This window comes from Sphingopyxis sp. H053 (genome assembly GCF_001468225.1).
Lineage (GTDB): Bacteria > Pseudomonadota > Alphaproteobacteria > Sphingomonadales > Sphingomonadaceae > Sphingopyxis.
This window is the reverse complement of sequence record NZ_LNRU01000008.1, coordinates 1-18,051: the sequence shown is the minus strand read 5'-3', so window position 1 is coordinate 18,051 and position 18,051 is coordinate 1. Positions and strand designations below refer to the sequence as shown.

15 protein-coding genes and 1 pseudogene are annotated in these 18,051 nt (G+C 66.4%); 6 read left to right on the top strand and 10 right to left on the bottom strand.

What is annotated here, in order from left to right; all coding sequences use genetic code 11:
- Position 1: 1 nt before the first annotated feature.
- From ATE70_RS16530 to ATE70_RS16515, 4 genes are all read right to left on the bottom strand, one after another.
- Positions 2-1,666: an MFS transporter gene (locus tag ATE70_RS16530; protein ID WP_058538955.1), complete on the bottom strand. Its 1,665-nt coding sequence runs from the start codon at positions 1,664-1,666 to the stop codon at positions 2-4.
- A 149-nt stretch (positions 1,667-1,815) separates the two neighbouring features.
- Positions 1,816-2,784: an ornithine cyclodeaminase family protein gene (locus tag ATE70_RS16525; RefSeq protein ID WP_231732746.1), complete on the bottom strand. Its 969-nt coding sequence runs from the start codon at positions 2,782-2,784 to the stop codon at positions 1,816-1,818.
- Positions 2,777-3,898: a dipeptidase gene (locus tag ATE70_RS16520; protein WP_058538954.1), complete on the bottom strand. Its 1,122-nt coding sequence runs from the start codon at positions 3,896-3,898 to the stop codon at positions 2,777-2,779. Before ATE70_RS16520 ends, ATE70_RS16525 begins: the two co-directional genes overlap by 8 nt.
- On the bottom strand, positions 3,888-5,267 hold the full coding sequence (locus ATE70_RS16515) for an amidohydrolase family protein (protein ID WP_058538953.1): 1,380 nt from the start codon (positions 5,265-5,267) through the stop codon (positions 3,888-3,890). The genes ATE70_RS16520 and ATE70_RS16515 overlap by 11 nt, the downstream gene beginning before the upstream one ends.
- 221 nt (positions 5,268-5,488) lie before the next feature.
- Between ATE70_RS16515 and paoA the strand changes: the two genes are divergently transcribed.
- From paoA to paoC, 3 genes are read left to right on the top strand one after another with little or no spacing between them, the layout of a single operon-like run.
- Positions 5,489-6,130 carry an aldehyde dehydrogenase iron-sulfur subunit PaoA gene (gene paoA / locus ATE70_RS16510; RefSeq protein ID WP_058538952.1) on the top strand — a complete coding sequence of 214 codons (642 nt, stop codon included), beginning with the start codon at positions 5,489-5,491 and terminating at the stop codon, positions 6,128-6,130.
- Positions 6,127-7,077 (top strand): FAD binding domain-containing protein, encoded by a 951-nt coding sequence (locus ATE70_RS16505; protein WP_058538951.1) that lies wholly within the window; start codon positions 6,127-6,129, stop codon positions 7,075-7,077. The genes paoA and ATE70_RS16505 overlap by 4 nt, the downstream gene beginning before the upstream one ends.
- A gap of 3 nt (positions 7,078-7,080) precedes the next feature.
- Complete coding sequence (paoC, locus tag ATE70_RS16500) at positions 7,081-9,282, top strand: aldehyde oxidoreductase molybdenum-binding subunit PaoC (RefSeq protein WP_058538950.1); 2,202 nt, start codon at positions 7,081-7,083, stop codon at positions 9,280-9,282.
- A 22-nt stretch (positions 9,283-9,304) separates the two neighbouring features.
- On the opposite strand, the gene ATE70_RS16495 is transcribed toward paoC, so the two are convergent.
- The gene (locus tag ATE70_RS16495; RefSeq protein WP_058538949.1) at positions 9,305-9,880 is read right to left on the bottom strand and encodes a nucleotidyltransferase family protein; all 576 of its coding nucleotides are present in this window, start codon (positions 9,878-9,880) and stop codon (positions 9,305-9,307) included.
- Positions 9,881-9,937: 57 nt separating this feature from the next.
- Between ATE70_RS16495 and ATE70_RS16490 the strand changes: the two genes are divergently transcribed.
- The gene (locus tag ATE70_RS16490; protein WP_082639717.1) at positions 9,938-10,933 is read left to right on the top strand and encodes an XdhC family protein; all 996 of its coding nucleotides are present in this window, start codon (positions 9,938-9,940) and stop codon (positions 10,931-10,933) included.
- On the opposite strand, the gene ATE70_RS16485 is transcribed toward ATE70_RS16490, so the two are convergent.
- From ATE70_RS16485 to ATE70_RS16465, 5 genes are all read right to left on the bottom strand, one after another.
- Positions 10,930-11,997, bottom strand: a complete 1,068-nt coding sequence (locus ATE70_RS16485; protein WP_058538948.1) for a tetratricopeptide repeat protein — start codon at positions 11,995-11,997, stop codon at positions 10,930-10,932. The genes ATE70_RS16490 and ATE70_RS16485 overlap by 4 nt on opposite strands.
- A gap of 190 nt (positions 11,998-12,187) precedes the next feature.
- Entirely contained in the window at positions 12,188-13,954 is a 1,767-nt protein-coding gene (locus ATE70_RS16480; RefSeq protein WP_231732745.1) for a vWA domain-containing protein, read from the bottom strand.
- Between the two features lie 110 nt (positions 13,955-14,064).
- Positions 14,065-14,601 carry an RNA polymerase sigma factor gene (locus ATE70_RS16475; RefSeq protein WP_058538947.1) on the bottom strand — a complete coding sequence of 179 codons (537 nt, stop codon included), beginning with the start codon at positions 14,599-14,601 and terminating at the stop codon, positions 14,065-14,067.
- 178 nt (positions 14,602-14,779) lie between these two features.
- On the bottom strand, positions 14,780-17,125 hold the full coding sequence (locus tag ATE70_RS16470) for an EAL domain-containing protein (RefSeq protein WP_082639714.1): 2,346 nt from the start codon (positions 17,123-17,125) through the stop codon (positions 14,780-14,782).
- 77 nt (positions 17,126-17,202) lie between these two features.
- A complete protein-coding gene (locus tag ATE70_RS16465) occupies positions 17,203-17,616 on the bottom strand; it encodes a cupin domain-containing protein (protein ID WP_058538946.1) in 414 nt (137 codons plus the stop codon).
- Between the two features lie 26 nt (positions 17,617-17,642).
- Between ATE70_RS16465 and ATE70_RS24920 the strand changes: the two genes are divergently transcribed.
- Together ATE70_RS24920 and ATE70_RS16460 are read left to right on the top strand one after the other, a co-directional pair.
- Positions 17,643-17,828, top strand: a complete 186-nt coding sequence (locus ATE70_RS24920) for a hypothetical protein (RefSeq protein ID WP_058814559.1) — start codon at positions 17,643-17,645, stop codon at positions 17,826-17,828.
- Positions 17,825-18,051: pseudogene (locus tag ATE70_RS16460) on the top strand (phosphotransferase family protein); the annotation flags it as partial. The gene ATE70_RS24920 and the pseudogene ATE70_RS16460, both read left to right, overlap by 4 nt.

The following is an 18,051-nucleotide window of genomic DNA, read 5'->3' as shown; positions in this document are numbered from 1 at the left end:
CCTATTGCCCCTGTCGAGCTTGTGCCTGCGCCTGCAGACGCTGGGCCAATAATATCACCGGCGACGGTTCGTTTCGCCGCCGGATAGACCAGCTGATCATGAAACCCCATAGTGCCGTCAAGATCGCGAGCACCCCGACCAGCAGGAATACGTCATTATACGCAAGGATATGCGCCTCGCGCGTGACTTGCTGGCTCAGCAGCGCGGCGCCCTCGGCGGTGCGTAGTACCGGGTCGCCGACCGTCCCGGCAACGACGCGGCTGCCCGCGCCGAGCCGTGCCGCGACCAGCGGGTCGCTCGCGACGATGTTCTGGACAAGTTCGTGCGAATGATATTTCTCGCGGACCGTCTGGAACGTCCCGAGCAGGGTGCCGCCGGCGAGACCGCCGATGCTCTGGCTCATGCTGAAGATCACGACGAAGCTGATGAAATTCTTGCCGCCCGCGAGCAGGGTCCGGGCGATGCCGATCACCATCGCCTGCGCAAGGAAGAGCAGCGAGGCAAAGCCGATCAGCGCCTGGCTGAGATAGAAATGGCTTGGCCGGGTAAGGTTGGTCGTATGGGCATCCATGAAGGATGCGATCACGATCAATATCACCGCGATGATGATCGGCCGCGACAGATTGTCGGGACGAAAGGTCAGCACCGCGGTCACGAGGCCGGCGATCGACGCGAAGACGACGATCAGGTTCAGCGTGACCATCTGGTCGTTGATCATGCCCACGGTGCTGAGGAATCCGACCGAGCCGAACGCCTGTTCGGACAGCAGGATGCGGACCGATGCGGCGACCGCGATCAGCCGGAGCATCTCGCGCGTGCCGAGCCAACGCGTGTTGATGAGCGGGTTCCGGCGATGATGTTCGACGAGCACCGCGGCGGCGATCAGCGCGACACTTGCCGCCAGCGACCAGCCGATCCACGGCCGTTCGGTCCACCATTGGATCCGCCCTTGCGACAGTACCGCGATCAGCAGCCATAGTCCCGGCGCGAGGAGGAAGAAGGTCAGGAAGTCGAGTGGCTCGAACACTTTTTCGCGCTCGCTCGGCGGCAGCGGCTGCGCCATCACCGCGGCCAGCGTCGCCAGCGCGAGCCCGAATTCGAACCAGTAGAGATTGTGCCAGTCGCCCCAGATGAGCAGCCCCGGCGACAGCACACGCGCGAGCGGCGTCGCGATCTGCGGGATACAGATGCCGATCATCACCGCGGCAAGCCGCTTCGATGCCGGAAGCGCCTGGAAGAAATAGAGGATGGTCAGCGTCGAGAGGCCGCTCGCCGCAATCCCGCTCATCGCGCGCACCGCGACCGACGTCCAGAAATCGTGGATGAACAGGTGCATCAGCGTCGTCACGGCATAGGCGACGAGCGTGTAGCGGATGAACGGCTGGAGCCCGAACTGCTGGCGATATTTGACGAGCAGCAGGTTCGCCGTGACGTTGGTCATGAAATAGGCGGCGGTCAGCCACGCCGCTTCGTCGCTGTTGAGCCCGAGCGTCCCTTGCGCGAAGTTGAGGTTGACCGTGACCAGCGCGTTGCCGAGCCCGCCGGTGATCCCGATCAGGCAGCCGATCAGGAAATGGCGCACCATGCGCGCGGTCGGATGATCGGGATTGGCGGGCGATCCCGGAAGCGTCGGCCGCTCGTGGGGTTTGAAGACATATTCCGCCATAGCGGGTCAGGCCGGCTTCGCGGTCATGGACGCGCCACGAGCGGAGCGAGTCGGTTCGGTAATCATGATTTTCCTTACCGCATCGACGGGGCGCATGCAGCCTATTCGGTGGAATAGGAGTCCCACGATGCTGACGTAGAAGCGGCCGGTTATGCCCCGGATACGCGATCGCGGTGCGTCTTCCAAAGCCAGGCGGCGCAGGCCAGATCCTGTACGATCGAGCCCAGCGATTTATAGATGGTGACGTCCGATGCCGTCAGGCGGCCCGGGGTGGAGCCCGAAAAGACATGCCCGATCTCGGGCAGGACATGCGCTTCGGTGACCAGCCCCGCGTCGCGTGCGCGCAGATATTCCGCGCCCTGCGCCAGCACCCCCTCACGATGATCGGGCACGAAACGCGCCCGCGCTACAAGCGCTTCGTCGATTTCGGTCGGTCCCGCGCGGCTGGAGCCGACGGCGTTGATATGCGTTCCGTCCGCGACGTGCGCGTTGAGCAGGAATGGTTCGGCCGCCCCGGTCAGCGTGCAAATGATATCGGCGCCCTCCGCCGCCTCGGCCACCGAGGCCACCTCATAGGCAGCAAAACCGAAGTCGTCGGCGATCCGGCCGGCAAGCTCGCCCGCCTTTTCAGGCGCGCGTCCCCAAATTCGCACTTCGTCGAGCGGCCGCACGTGGCGGATGGCGGCGACATGATGCCATGCCTGTTCGCCCGTCCCCATGATCGCGAGACGGCTGGCGCCCGGCAACGCGAGTGCGTCGGTCGCCGCTGCCGAAGCGGCGGCGGTGCGGATCGCGGTGACCTCGCTGGCGTCGATCACGCACACCGGCGCGCCGCTCGTGCGATCGAACAGGATGATGACGCCTTGATGCGAGCTGCCCTGCTCGGCGGCGGCCGGGAAGATGCTGATGATCTTCGCGCCGAAGCCGGCGCCGTCGAGCGCGCCGGGCATCACGCCGAACAGATCGCCGCCGTCGAGGTCGATGATGCCGCGCAGCAACTGCCGGCTGCGTCCTTCGGCAAGCGCGATCATCGCGGGGCACATCAGGTCGATGCACGTCCGGTGGTCGAGCCGCTTGCGGACTTCGTCCGCATCGATGAAGCGGATCGGATCAGCCACCCCAGACGCCTTCGGCGTGGCGCAGGAAATTGAGCCCCATGATCTTCTCGATCCGGCCACTCGAATAGCCGCGCACGGCTAGCAGGCCGATGAGTTTGCGAAACTGGTCGGGCCCGCGCAGGTCGACGACGAAGGGATAGGTGTCGGGGCGCTCGCCCGCGGCGCTGATCCCCGCCGCCCGGCGCTCGGCGATCTCCTTGGCGAGCACGGCTTCGTAGGCCTGGAGATCGTCGATCTGGCCGACGGTGCCGTCGGTGCCGATCCCGACATGATCCTCGCCGCAGATGTTCACCGCATGGTCGATATGCGCGACGACATCCTCGGCGCGCGCGTGGCCCGACACATTTAGGAAGGGCATGAAATAGATGCCGACGAAGCCGCCCTTTTCGGCGACCAGTCGCAATTCGGCGTCGGTCTTGTTGCGCGGGAGGTCGGTGACGGTGCGGCATCCGGTATGGTTGATCGAGATCGGCGCCTTCGACGCGCGCGCGGCCTCGAGGCAGGTCTTCTCGCCGCTGTGCGACAGGTCGACGATCATTCGCTGCGCATTGAGCCGCTCGATCACTTCGCGACCGAACGGCGTCAGTCCGCGATTGTCGGGTGCCATCGACCCGTCGCCGAGCTGGTTCGCCGGATTATAGGTGAGCTGGAAGATGCGCACGCCCATGTTGGCGAAGATATCGACCCGGCCCGCATCCTTTCCCATCATCGCGCCATTCTGGAATCCGTAGATGATCCCGATCTTCTTTTCGGCCTTGGCGCGGCGGATGTCGGCGGCGCTCAAAATCTTGACGAGGTCGCGCGGATAGCGGCGCAGCAACATGTCCATCTCTGCGACGTCGGCGACGCTCTTTTCGAACGGTTCGGCCGGACCCGCGACATAGCCGAGGGTGCAATTGATCGCCGTGACGCCTGAAGCATGCGCCTCGGCCAGCACGCGCGGCGAGAACGGGTCGGGGGCATCGCGTATATTCGGATCGGCGAGCCCGCCGAGCGCATTGACGATCACCCATTTGCGGCCATCGGGCACCGCGGCGCGGCCCGCTCCGGGTAGCAGCGATGTCGCGGCCATGCCCGCCGCCCCCGCAAGCATCGCGCGCCGGTCAATCGTCATTGCCAAGCTCCTTCGCGGTCGGCGCGATATAATCGGCGCGCCGGTATTCGCGGCCGCGCTTCACCGTCATTTCGATCTTTTCGATATTGTCGATGTCGGCGAGCGGGTCCGCCGCGAGCACGACGAAGTTCGCGAGCTTGCCGGGCTCGATCGATCCCATCTCCTTGTCCTGCCCCGCGGCGCGCGCGCCGACGAGCGTCGCCGAATGGATGACCGCGAGCGGGGGCATGCCGACGTCCTTCGCCAGATAGCGAAGCTCGGCGTGGACTTCGGGCCAGGCGTCGCCGGCGGGATTGACGAAATCGGTGCCGGTCGAAATCGGCAACCCTGCGCGCCACGCCTGCTGCGTCAGGCGTATCGTGCGCGCGCCGCTGCAACGCAGCGGCTTGGCCCCTGGGTCGGCCTTGCGGGAGGCCTCGAACTTCACGAACAGGCTGCCGGTCGCGTCGAGGATCGTGCCGCGCGTCCGCATCGCGTCGAAGAGGCGGGCGACGACCGGATCGTCGCCGGTCGCGGCAAGGCGCGCCTCGTCGACCGGGGTGCGGTCCTGATAGGCGGCGAGCATTTCGGGCTGCGCTTCATAGCCGAGATAACAAACATGGCTGACCGAATCGACGCCCGCCGCGATCACCTCGGCGGGGCGGGCAGGGAAGACCGCGCTGTGCGCCCAGATCATCAGCTTCTGGCGGTGCGCCTCGGCGGTGATCGCCGCGACGCGTTCGGCCGGCAGGTTCGCGTAGATCTTGATCGCGCTCGCCGAGGTGCCGCGCGCTAGCGTGACCGCGGTGCGGAGGTCGGTCTTTTTGTCGATCGCCTGCATCCACGGCGCGGTGCCGGGCGTGAAGCCGCGGCTGACCGCGAGCACGCGGGGATCCTCGAAAAAGGACGGCCCGGCCATCAATGCGGCATAATGGATGTCGGGCGCGGGAATCTCGCCGACCAGCGACGCGCGCGACAACTCGCCCACCGCGCGCAGATCGTCGGCCATGTCGCGCACCGCGGTCACGCCGCCATAAAGTTGGCGGCGCAGGATCGCTTCGGCGCGAGGGCGGTTGGGCGGGGTGGCGAGGTGGACGTGGCTGTCGATCAGTCCCGGGATCACGAAGCGCCCGGTCAGGTTGACCCGGCGCGCCGTCGCCGCGCGCGACGCCAGCGTGTCATGCGCGCCGATCGCGACGATGCGCTCGCCGTCGATCAGGATATCCTGATTGCCACGCGCCGGACCGCCGGTTCCGTCGATAACCGACACATTGGTATAAAGCACCTGTTCGGCCGCGTACGAGGGCGCCGCCGCCATCAGCGATGCGGCGATACCAAGCGACTGAAAGGCAGCGACGAGCGCGGGCGGACGTGAGCGAACCGATGTCATGGCCCGTCGCTAGCGCCGTCATTTCATGTCCGCAATCGACTTGCCACGCGATCGCATGGACCAGCGTCTATTCCCCGGTCCCGCACTATGATACCGGTGTATCAGGAATCCGAATTTTCTGTGCCGACGCGGTCCCAATAAGCCGTGCGGTATCGACTGCCTGAACCTTCCCCGTGGGCCTTCGCGTCCATTGGCAAACAGAACAGAAACGGACGAATGCGATGCAAACTCCCGAAGAATATGAGCTGTCCCGGCGCGGCGTGCTCGTGGGCGGCGCGGCCTCGGTCGCGACGGTGACGATGGTCCCGATCGGGACCGCGGCCGCCGCCACGCCTCCTGCCAAATCTCCGCCGACCGCCAAAGTGGCCTTCGAGGTGAATGGCACGGCGCGCGAGCTGGAACTCGACACGCGAACGTCGCTGCTCGACGCGCTGCGCGAGCATCTGCATCTGACCGGGACCAAGAAGGGGTGCGATCACGGCCAGTGCGGCGCGTGCACCGTGATCGTCGACGGGCGGCGGATCAACAGCTGCCTGACCTTGGCGGTGATGCACGAGGGCGAGAAGATCACAACGATCGAAGGGCTTGGCACCCCCGACAAGATGCACGCAATGCAGGACGCCTTCGTGACGCACGACGGTTATCAATGCGGCTATTGCACCCCGGGGCAGATTTGTTCGGCGGTCGCGGTGCTCGACGAGATCAAGGCAGGGGTTCCGAGCCATGTCACCGCCGACCTCGGCGCCGCGCCCGCGGTGACGAAGGTCGAGCTGCGCGAGCGGATGAGCGGCAATATCTGCCGCTGCGGCGCCTATTCGAACATCATCGATGCGATCACCGATGTGGCGGGAGTGAAGGCATGAAAAGCTTCACCTACGAACGCGTCGATAGTGCGGCGGCGGCGACCGCGGCCTTTGCCCGGACCCCCGGCGCGCGCTTCATCGCGGGCGGCACCAACCTGCTCGATCTGATGAAGCTCGAGATCGAAACGCCGCAGCATTTGATCGATGTCAGCCGTCTCGCGCTCGACAAGATCGAGGCGACGGCAGATGGCGGGCTGCGCATCGGCGCGATGGTCCGCAACACCGATTTGGCGAGCGACGCGCGCGTGCGGCGCGACTATGGTCTTTTGACCCGTGCGCTCGTCGCGAGCGCATCGGGGCAACTCCGCAACAAGGCGACGACCGCGGGCAATCTGCTCCAGCGGACGCGCTGCCCCTATTTTTACGACACCAACCAGCCGTGCAACAAGCGCCAGCCGGGCAGCGGCTGCGCCGCGATCGGCGGCTTCAACCGGCTGCACGCGGTGGTTGGCGCCAGCGACGCGTGTATCGCGACGCACCCCAGCGATATGGCGGTGGCGATGCGCGCGCTCGATGCCGCGATCGAGACGGTCGACGCGGCGGGCAAGGCGCGCGCGATCCCCATCGCCGATTTCTACCGCGCGCCAGCGAAGACCCCGCATCTGGAGACGGTGCTGGCGCCGGGTGAACTGATCACCGCAGTCACATTGCCGAAGCCCGTCGGCGGGACGCACATCTATCACAAGGTCCGCGACCGCGCGTCCTATGCCTTCGCGCTGATCTCGGTCGGCGCGATCGTCCAGCGCGACGGAAGCGGCCGTGTGGCGCTCGGTGGGGTCGGCTATAAGCCGTGGCGCGTCGAAGCGGCCGAGGCGGCGTTGCCGCGCGGGGCGAAGCCCGTTGCCGACGGACTGCTTGCGGGCGCCAGGACCACGCACGAAAATGCCTATAAGCTGCCCCTCGTCGAGCGCACGCTCGCCGGGGTGCTGACGCAAGCGAAGGGCTGAGCCATGAAATTCGACACGCCCGCGACGACCAATCCGATCGATCAGATGAAGATCGTCGGCAAACCCACCAATCGCATCGAGGGTCCGCTCAAGACGACGGGCACCGCGCCCTATGCCTATGAACGCCACGATGTCGCGGCGAACCAGGCCTATGGCTATGTCGTCGGATCGGCGATCGCCAAGGGGCGGATCGCGTCGATGAACCTCGACGAAGCGAGGGCGGCACCGGGCGTCATCGCGATCGTCACCGCGGACAATGCGGGCAAGCTGGCAAAGGGCGATTTCAACACCGCCAAATTGCTTGGCGGCCCCGACATCGAACATTATCATCAGGCGATCGCGCTTGTCGTCGCCGACAGTTTCGAACAGGCGCGCGCCGCCGCCTCGCTTGTCCGCGTCGAATATGCGCGCGGCAAGGGCGCGTACGATCTTGCCGCCGCGATCGACACGGCGATCAAGCCGAAAGCATCATTCGGCACCGAACCCGACAGCGCCGTCGGCAATTTCGCCGCCGCCTTCGCCGCTGCGCCCGTGCAGATCGATGCGCGCTACACGACCCCCGATCACAGCCACGCGATGATGGAGCCGCATGCGTCGATCGCGGCGTGGGAGGGCGACAAGCTGACCGTCTGGACGTCGAACCAGATGATCGCCTGGTCGGTCGGCGACATGGCGAAGACGCTGGGCATTCCAAAGGAGAATATCCGCTTCGACTCGCCCTATATTGGTGGCGGATTCGGCGGAAAATTGTTCAATCGCGCCGATGTGCTGCTGGCCGCGCTGGGTGCGAAGGCGGCGAAGCGGCCGGTCAAGGTCGCGCTGCCCCGGCCGCTGATGATCAACAACACGACGCACCGCCCGGCGACGATCCAGCGCGTCCGGCTCGGCGCGACCGCCGACGGGAAGCTCACCGCGATCGGGCACGAAAGCTGGTCGGGCGATCTGCCCGGTGGCGGCCCCGAAACCGCGGTGGCGCAGACACGCCTGCTCTATGCCGGCGAAAATCGCATGACCGCGATGCGCCTTGCGGTGCTCGACCTGCCCGAAGGCAATGCGATGCGTGCGCCGGGCGAGGCGCCGGGGCTGATGGCGCTCGAGATCGCAGTCGACGAGCTGGCCGAGAAGCTCGGCATAGACCCGATCGCCTTGCGCGTCCTCAACGACACACAGGTCGACCCCGAAAAGCCGAGCCGGCCCTTTTCGCAGCGCCAGCTCAATAAATGCCTCGAGACCGGCGCCGACAAGTTCGGCTGGAGCAAGCGCGCCAAGCCCGGCGCCACCCGCGACGGGCGCTGGCTGGTCGGGATGGGGGTCGCCGCGGCGTTCCGCAATAACCTCAACGGGCCGTCGGCGGCGCGCGTTCGCCTCGCCAAATCAGGGGTCGTGACGGTCGAGACCGACATGACCGACATCGGCACCGGCACCTATACGATCATCGCCCAGACCGCCGCCGAAATGATGGGTGTCCCGCTCGACAAGGTCGCCGTGAAGCTCGGCGATTCGGCGTTTCCGGTGTCGGCGGGTTCGGGCGGGCAATGGGGTGCCAACAGCTCGACCGCGGGCGTCTACGCCGCGTGCGTCAAGCTGCGCGAGGCGGTGGTGCAGAAGCTCGGCCTCGCGTCTGATGCGGTCTTTGCAGGTGGCAAGGTCAAGGCCGGGCGCCGCAGCGTCGCGCTCGGTGATGCGGCCGCCGACGGCGAACTCGTCGCCGAGGACAAGATGGAATATGGCGACCTCGCCGAAAAATTTCAGCAATCGACCTTTGGCGCGCATTTCGTCGAGGTCGGCGTCGATGCGATGACGGGCGAAATTCGCGTCCGCCGGATGCTCGCGGTCTGCGCTGCCGGGCGTATCCTCAACCCCAAGGCGGCGCGCAGCCAGGTGATCGGCGCGATGACGATGGGCGCAGGCGCGGCGCTGATGGAGGAGCTTGCGGTTGACAAGCGCTTCGGCTTCTTCGTCAATCACGATCTCGCCGGCTATGAAGTCCCCGTCCACGCCGACATTCCGCATCAGGAAGTGATCTTCCTCGACGAGGCCGATCCGACCACCTCGCCGATGAAGGCGAAGGGCGTCGGCGAACTCGGCATCTGCGGCGTTGCGGCGGCGGTCGCCAACGCGGTCTACAACGCGACCGGCGTGCGCGTCCGCAATTACCCGATTACGCTCGACAAGCTGCTTGGCAAGCTGCCGGACATGGTGTGATCGCCAGCGTGAAAGCGGGGTTTCATTTGGGCAAATCGCCCGGCCGGTCGATGTCCATCAGCTCGTTCGCGTCGGCGTGGACAAGTGCGGCATTCGCCAGCAAAGCCTTGCCGCCGCGGTCGCCTTCGCCGCCGCGCAGCTTTTCGAACAGCCCGCGGGCGAACAGCGCCGGGGGCATCGTCGCGTCCCCGTTCGTCGACGCCACCACGGGCGCTGCCACCGGATCGAACCGGGCGATGAGTTTGCGCAGATGGCCGGTGCCGACGAAGGGCATGTCGGCGAGGCAGACCATCGCCGCGACGTCGGGCCCGCGTGCCGCTTCGGCAATGCCGCACGAGAGGGATCGCGACAGCCCGTGCTCGGGATGCGGATTGGCGACAATCTCGAAGCCGTGCGCCGCGAGCAATTCCGCGAGCGCGCCACGGTCATCGCGGCAGACGGCGATGCGGCGCCGCGGCGCCAGCAGGGCGATGTGCCTGGCTGCGTGCAGCACCAGCGGTTCGCCCGCGAGCGGGGCGAGCAGCTTGTCCTCGGTCCCGAACCGCCGCGATATCCCCGCGGCGAGCAGGATGGCGGCGATGTTCGCGGCTTCGACCATGGCTCTCGTCCCTTCAGACGCCCTTTGCGCGTCGGCTGACTTCAAAGCAAATCGCAGATGATAGCAACCACGCCGGCCGACATATTGCGCTTTGTTCTGGCGCGCACCGCAGAGGGTGCCGCGACGATCCTCGTCACGCTCACCGCGATCGAGGGATCGTCGCCGCGCGCGATCGGCGCGCAGATGGCGGTGGCCGAGGATGGGCGATATGCAGGTTCCTTCTCGGGCGGCTGCATCGAGGCGGCGGTCGTCGCCGAGGCGATCGGAACACTGGAGCACGGGCGCGCTAAGCTCGTACGCTTCGGCGCGGGATCGCCCTATCTCGACATCCGGCTTCCGTGCGGCGGCGGGATCGACCTGCTGTTCAACCCGCGCCCCGATCCCGATGCGATCGGACAGGCGCTCGCGCAGCACGATCGCCGGCAAATCGCGGCGCTGCGGCTGGCCGACGATGGCGTGCATGTCGAGACGATCACCGATGCGCACGCGCGGGCTGGCTGGGAGGATGGAAGCTTCCGTCTCGGCTATGTTCCGAAGCTCCGGATCGTCGCGATGGGGCAGGGCGAGGAACTCACGGCGCTGGCGCGTCTCGCCGCCGCCTTCGGGGCCGAGGTCAGCGTCCTCTCCCCCGACGAACGGGCTTTGGCCGATCTCGATGCCGAGGGTTTCGACACGGTTCGGCTGACTTCGCGCACAAACTTGCGGCCGCTCGTCACCGATCCGTGGACCGCGATCATTTCGGTCTTCCACGACCGCGACTGGGAGGAGGAGTTGCTGCCGCGCGCGCTCCAGCTTCCTTCCTTTTACGTCGGGGCGATCGGGAGCCAGCGGACGCAGGATGTCCGGCGGAACGCCTTGCGCGATGCCGGCGTGCGCGAGGACCTTCGGGAAAAGCTCCGCACATCGGTGGGGCTGATCCCCGCGACGCGCGATCCGGCGACGCTGGCACTGTCGGCGCTGTCGCAGATTGTGCAGGACTATCACCAGCTCGGGGGTACGGACGCGGATGTCGACCGCCTGCCTATGGTTCGCAGCCTGACCAGCCCGGTCTAATCGCGCTCGCGCGGCTGCCGTATCGCCTGATACCGGGCGTCGAGGTTGACCGCGCGCTGTTCATCGACGTCGGCGCGCTTCGTATCGCCCTGTTTTCGCAGCAGAAGGCTGCGATTATAATAGGCGCGCGCCGACTGCGGCGCGTGCCGGACCGCCCGGTCGAGATCGGCGATCGCGCGCGCGCTTTCGCCCTGACGGTCGTAAGCGAGGCCGCGATTGAGATAAGCGACCGACAGGTCGGGCGCGACGGCAATTGCCTGATCGAAGGCCGTGATCGCGCCGTCGAGATCGCCCTCCCACGCCTGTTTCAGCCCGTCGGAAAGATGCGCGTCGGCTTGCGCGCGAACGGCTTTCGCTCCCCCGCTTGCCAGCTTTTTACACCGCGACAGCGCCCGGCTCGGATCGTTCACCGTGCAGGCGTTCCAGTCGCCGCGCCGGGGCGCGCCGCGCGGCGCGACGCGTGTTCCCGTGACGACGACCGAATCCTCGGCGACTTCGCTCGATGAATAGGCCGAAATGGCGGAGGGTGAATCCTGCACAGGGCGCGCCACGCGCTGCGCCGAGACGATGATCCCCTCGCGTTCCTCGGCTTTTGCGGCGGGCGCGGCGGGCGGCGCCTGCGCCAGTTCCACTCGCTTCGCCACCGGCGCGGAAACGGCAAGCGGCGCCGCCGCGACTTGCTCGGCGGCAGGGCTGTTCTTTGCGGGCGGCGGTGCCGCGATCGCGACGGGAGCGGGCACTTCGGCCTGGTTGTCCACGACCGTGGGTGCCGGCTCGCGCGTCTCGCGCACAATCTGTTCGTCGGCGACTGGCGCGCCCGGATCCAATGCCGTCCATGCAAAGGGCAGGCTGATCGCGGCGACCAGCGCGGCGGTCGCGAACAGCCCGGCCTGCGGACGCCGAAGATTGGCCCACCAGGATGCTCTCGCCGGCCGAGGCGCGACCTGCGGCGCGGGGGCGCCGTCGAAGCGGGCAAGCGCGCCGGCAATCGCCGCCTCGCGCCGCTTCGGCGCGGGCGGCGGCGGCTCGGGCAGGAACGCTTTCAGCTCGTCATCGCCCGCCATGGCTACGATGCCCCCGGCGCGGCGCGGCGCGATTTCGAACCCGGTCGAGATGGCAGGCGCGAGAGAAGGGGCTTGGGCATCGTCTGGCCTTATACGCACAATATCGCGGCGGTCGAATATCTCGATCGACCGGCCGAAATGGGCGGGGCGGATGCGGCGGCGCTTCGCAGGAACCGCCGCCGCACCATGATCAGCGTTCCAGCTTTGCCATCGATCCCGCCGTCTTGGCGGCGCGGACCATCTGGACCAGCTCCATGCGGTATCCGAAATCGTCGGTGCCGCGCGCGGCGCCGACGATCTGCAGCACATCGTCATAGGTCATCGATCCGCTGTAGCGCCCGCCGCGGAGCAGTTCGGCAAAGGCCGCGACCCCGGTTGCGAAGCGCGCATCCTGCGGCGCGTCGGCGAAGCGGGCAAACTCGACGCGCCGATCGATCGGCGTCGAAATCAGCTGGCTGCGATCCGATTTCGGCAGTTTGTACCGGATCTTCACAAAGCCATATTCGCTCGATGGCGCCGCGACCGCCCGCGGGGCGGGCTTGCTGTACCTGAGGTCACCCATCGTACGTGGCCCGCCGACGGGGACGATCTCGTAGATCGCGGTGACCGTCTGCCCCGACCCGACATCGCCCGCATCGACCTTGTCATTGTCGAAATCGTCGCGGTTGAGCATGCGCGTTTCATAGCCGATGAGCCGATATTCGGCGACGGTGGCGGGGTTGAACTCGACCTGGATCTTCACATCCTTCGCGATCGGGAAGAGCGTCGAGGTGGCCTCATCGACCAGCGTTTTGCGCGCTTCGCCCAGCGTGTCGATATAGGCGGCGGCGCCATTGCCGTTCTGGGCGAGCGTCTGCATCAGCGCGTCATTGTAATTGCCCATGCCGAAGCCGAGGACCGAGAGGAAAATGCCCTTGCCGCGCTCGCGCTCGATATAGCCCTTCAACTCGTCCTGATTGGTGATGCCGACATTGAAATCGCCGTCGGTGGCGAGGACAACGCGGTTGACGCCGTTCGGGTCGAGATTGCGCTCGGCCAGCGCATAGGCCTGGCGGATGCCTTCGGCGCCCGCGGTGCTGCCGCCCGCGCCGAGCTGGTCGATCACCGCGAGGATCTTGCCTTTCTGGCTCGCCGGCGTCGGCTCAAGCGCGGTGCCCGCATTGCCCGCATAAGTTACGATCGACACACGGTCGTTGCGATCGAGCTGATCGAGCAGCAGGCCGAGCGATTTCTTGACGAGCGGCAGTTTGTTCGGCGCGTCCATCGACCCCGAGGTGTCGATCAGGAAAACGAGGTTCGCGCGCGGCCGCGTCGCACGTTCGATCGTATAGCCCTTGATGCCGATGCGAACGAGCTTGCGGCCCACGGTGAATGGGCTCGGGAAGACGGCGACATTCGAGGAAAAGGGCTGCTGCGCGCTGCGCGGCGCCGCGTAATCATAGGGGAAATAGTTGACCAGTTCCTCGGTCCGCACCGCGGCGGGCTGTGGCAGGGCATTATTGTTCAGCGACGCGCGGACAAAGGAATAGGAGGCGGTGTCGACGTCGATCGAAAAGGTCGACACGGGCTCGTCGCGCGCGATCTTGAACGCATTCTCCTGCGTCGAGGTAAATTTGTCGCGGCCGACGTCCTGATACCAGGGCATCATCCGATCGGGATAGGGCGCGCGAATGGCGCTGCCCGTCACGACCATTTTTCGGGCCTGTGCCGGCGGCGGCGGCGATGCGATGTGTTGCGAACCGATCGCCGACATCGCCACCGGCGCGTCCATCACGTGCGGGGCGACCCGCTGTCCGGTGACGACGATGTCCGAAGCATGCTCTTCCAGCTCGGTCTTTGGGGTCGGCGCGGTCGCCTCCGACGACGGCGACGCAATGTCGGCTTCGTTCGATTGCGAGCAGGCGGTGACGAGCGTGATCGACAGGCCCGCGGTAAGCGTCAGATAGAAACGGGACATGATATGTCTCCCTGGCAACAGCGGCGCACAATCGCCCGCATGTCCCTGGGACGCGCGGGCGCGGGAAATCCTTGGCGGGCTCTGCGAAAAAAATCGGGGGCGCGTCGCGGTCAGTCGCCGGGGCCGGGATTCGCCGCCAGCAGGCGCCGGATCTCGTGCATCCGCCATGACACCGTCGCTTCGGCGATCCCCAGAATCTGCGCGGCTTCGGCGTGCGACAGCTGCTGCCCCGCGATCAGGACGGCGGTGTCGCGAAGGTCGGGTTTCAATCGCGCGATCGCGCTTTCGATCCAGACCGCGTCATACAGGTCGCGGCCGTCGGGCCCCCGCGCCAGCCCGGCCATAATGCTCAGCCGCCCGGTGAACCGCGTAAAAGCCGACCGCCGCCGGTGGAAATCGCGGCAGGCGTTGTAAACGATGCTGCACAGCCAGGTCGTGAATTTGGCGTCGCCGCGAAAGGCGGAGAGCTTTTCGGCGAGGATGCAGCAGACGTCCTGCGCAATATCGTCGGCATCGGCGCGCGATCCGGTCAATTGCCACGCGAGGCCGTGGATGCGGTCATAGTGACGCCGCAGCAAGGTTTCGAAGGCGTCGCGGTCGCCCGCGATCGCCGCCGCAAGAATATCGGGTTCGTCGGCGTCGGCCATGCGTCAGCCTCGCACGCGCGCTGCGCGCCGATGGCATTCGGCTGTGGAATCAGGCTCGCCGGCGGACCGAAGGTCCTCCACCGGCCAAATCGATCCCCCATATCCTGCCATCGCAAGGCTTGTGCCCCATTCGCCGCGCGAAGGCTATCGCTGACTTTCGCAGGGGCGCGTCGCGGCCTCAGCCCTCGGCGTCGCGCTTTTCCAAGTCGGACCAGGACTCCCCTTGGAATGGGTCGGCGGCGGGGCGGCCGAAATAATAGCCTTGCGCCTGCGGGCAGCCCTCGTCGAGCAGCATCTGGCGCTGTTCCTGCGTTTCGACCCCTTCGGCGACGATCGGCATATTGAAACTGCGGCCGAGCCCGATGATCGCGCGAACGATCGATCGCGCTGCTTCATCGTCCGAAATCGAGGCGACGAAGCTCTTGTCGATCTTGATCTTGTCGAACGGGAAGGCTTTGAGATTGCTCAACGACGAATAGCCGGTGCCGAAATCGTCCATCGCGATCCGGACCCCGAGCGCGCGGATTTCGTGGAGCGCCTTCAGCGCGCTGTGCTTGTTGCGCAGAAACGCCGTCTCGGTGATTTCGAGCTCGAGCCGATGCGCCTCGAGCCCCGATTGCGACAGCGCGTCGCGAACGACGGCGGGCAGGTTCGGCACCTGAAACTGGATCGTCGACACGTTGACGGCGACCGAGACATTCTTGGGCCAGCCCGCCGCCGCGCGGCAAGCCTCGCGCAGCACCCATTCGCCGATCGTAACGATGGCGCCGATTTCCTCGGCAACGGGGATGAAATCGTCGGGCGCGATCTCGCCGCGTTCGGGATGGTTCCAGCGGAGCAGGGCTTCATACCCGATCACCGACGCAAAGGCCGTCGCGACGAGCGGCTGGTACACGACATAAAGCTGATCGCGGGCGATCGCGTGGCGCAGATCATGTTCGAGCGCGCGGCGTTCCTGCGCCAGCTCGTCCATCTCCTGATCGAAGAAGGCGGCGTTGCCCCTTCCGTTATTCTTCGCGCGATAGAGCGCCGTGTCGGCGTTGCGCTGCAGCATTTCGGCGTTGGTTCCGTCCTCGGGAAAGAGCGCGACGCCGATGCTGACCCCGACCGCCATCGGATCGCGCGCGACGTCCATTTCGATCGCCAGCGTGTCGAGGATGCGCGCCGACAGCTTGCGCGCGTCGTCGGGCCCCGAAACGCCGGTCTGGATGACGAGGAATTCGTCGCCGCCGATGCGCGCGACAATGTCGTCGGCGCGCACGACGGAGCGGAGAATGTCGGCGATGCGGCACAATATCTCGTCGCCGGCACCATGGCCGAAGATGTCGTTCACCGCCTTGAAGCGGTCGAGGTCGAGCGCGAGCAGGGCGAACGGCGCCTTCGCTTCGATCGCCGCGTCGAGCGCGCGCGCGAAGTGGGCGCGGTTCGACAGATCGGTCAGCGCATCGTGCGATGCCAGATGCTCGATCGCCCGCTGCGCGCGTTTCCGGTCGGACAGGTCGCGGATCGCCAGGACCTGACAGCTTCGCCCGCGATATTCGATCGTCTGGGTCGCAATCTCCAAAATATGGTCTTCGTCGAAGCTGCTGCGGAGGCGCGCCTCGGCGGAATGGCCGTCGGGCGGTTCGAACGAGCCGCCGTCGCCCGCGACGAACCAGTCGGATGGCGTGCTGCCGACGATCGCGCCGCTGCTGACGCCGAGCAGAGCGCAAAGCCGCGCATTCACCTCGATGATCCGCCCGTCGTGCGTGATCGCGAGCGCCTCGAGCGTCGCATCGGCCAGCCCGTGCGCGTCGGTGAGCCAGCGGTCGACGAGCGAGCCGGTGAGGGCGAGCGCGACCAGCGCGACATTGGCGATCACGATCGCGGGGACGAGCCAGTCGCGGCTGCTCGCCGTTCCCAATATGTCGCCGCGCGTTGGATCGGGGACGAGCGTGGTGGCCGACATCGCGGTAAAGTGCAGGATGACGATTGCAAGCACCGCGAAGCCTGCGGGCAGGGCGACCTTCTTCCAGCCCTGCGTCTTTGCGAAGGCGAGGAAGGCGGCGAAAAAGCACAGCCCCGATAGCAGCAGCGAAACGAGGATCGGAGCCAGGTCATAGGTCACGCGGGCCGGCGCGATGATCGACGCCATGCCGGTGAAATGCATCGCCGCGACCCCGACGGCCGCGCCGGCCGCCGCGGCGGCGCAGCGCCCCACATTCGGCGCCTTGCCGAGCAATCGAAAGCTGCACCAGAAGAAGCCGATCGCGATGGCGACCGACAAAATGGTCAGGCCGACGTCGAAACGGATCGGCATCGATCCGCGATAGGCGAGCATCGCGACGAAATGCGTCGCCCACACGCCGACGCCTTCGGCCACCGCTGCGACCATGAGCCAGTGACGCCGGCGGGCGTCGACGCAGTGCGTCGATCGGCCCAGGACGACGAAAAGGCTGATATTTCCGAGGATGCAGACGAGCGCGGCAATCAGGACGAATCGCAGATCGTGCTGATAAACGACGCATTCGAGGACGCTGAACATGCATTCCCTCCCTGGTCCCCGTCGTCCTTCTACCTCCCAATTCTAAATATTGCCTTATCGGATGGCCGGCGGGCGCGTCAGCGCGCCTCGATTACTTCGGCCGGGACAAGTAATGGTTTGCCCTTTTCGACGATATAGGTTGCGAGTTCGGCGCCGTTCGCGGCCGTGCGATTGCGCGCCTTGTGGGCGACGCCTGCCGGCACGAACAGCACTTCGCCGGCTTTCAGCGTTACGGGCGCCTGCCCCTCGAGCTGATATTCGAGCGTTCCTTCGATGATGTAGATCACCTCTTCGCCCGGGTGGCGGTGCCACGGCGCGACCGCGCCGGGCGCGATGTCGATGCGCGCCTGGACCGTCTCGCGGCCGGGCGCCGAAAGATCGTGGCGCTGAAGGTCGGTCCGGCTGAGGCCTTCGGGCGCGGGCATCGCCGCGATGGCGGGGCTCGCGAGCAGGAGTGCGCCGGTAAACAAGGCACGGATATGTCGGGTCATGATGGCCTCCTTTTGGCGTGGCTGGAATGGCGGTTCTGCTCGCTTGGGAAGAGTTTCGCCGTCGCGGCTCCGAAGGTTACTTGCCGCAAAATGATTCATCGCATATAGTTAGCATGCTAAGTAAAATGATGGACGAGAAGGCGCGGGCGATGCGGGGATGGAATGCAAAATATCTGCGGATGACCGCCGTGCACGGGACGTTGTTCGCATGACCGATATTTCCGCGTTGCTCCCAGCGATAATGACCCGCGTTGTCGGTGCTGGCGTTTTGTCGGGCCTGACGCGTTTGTCGGGCGGCGCGAACATGGAGAGCTTTGCGTTCGATTGGGCGGAGGAAGGCTATGTCCTGCGCCGCGCGCCGTCGGCGGATTATATGGCGGACCGTCCGTTCGGGCATGTGGACGAGGCGGCGCTGGTGATGGCGGCGTTTGATGC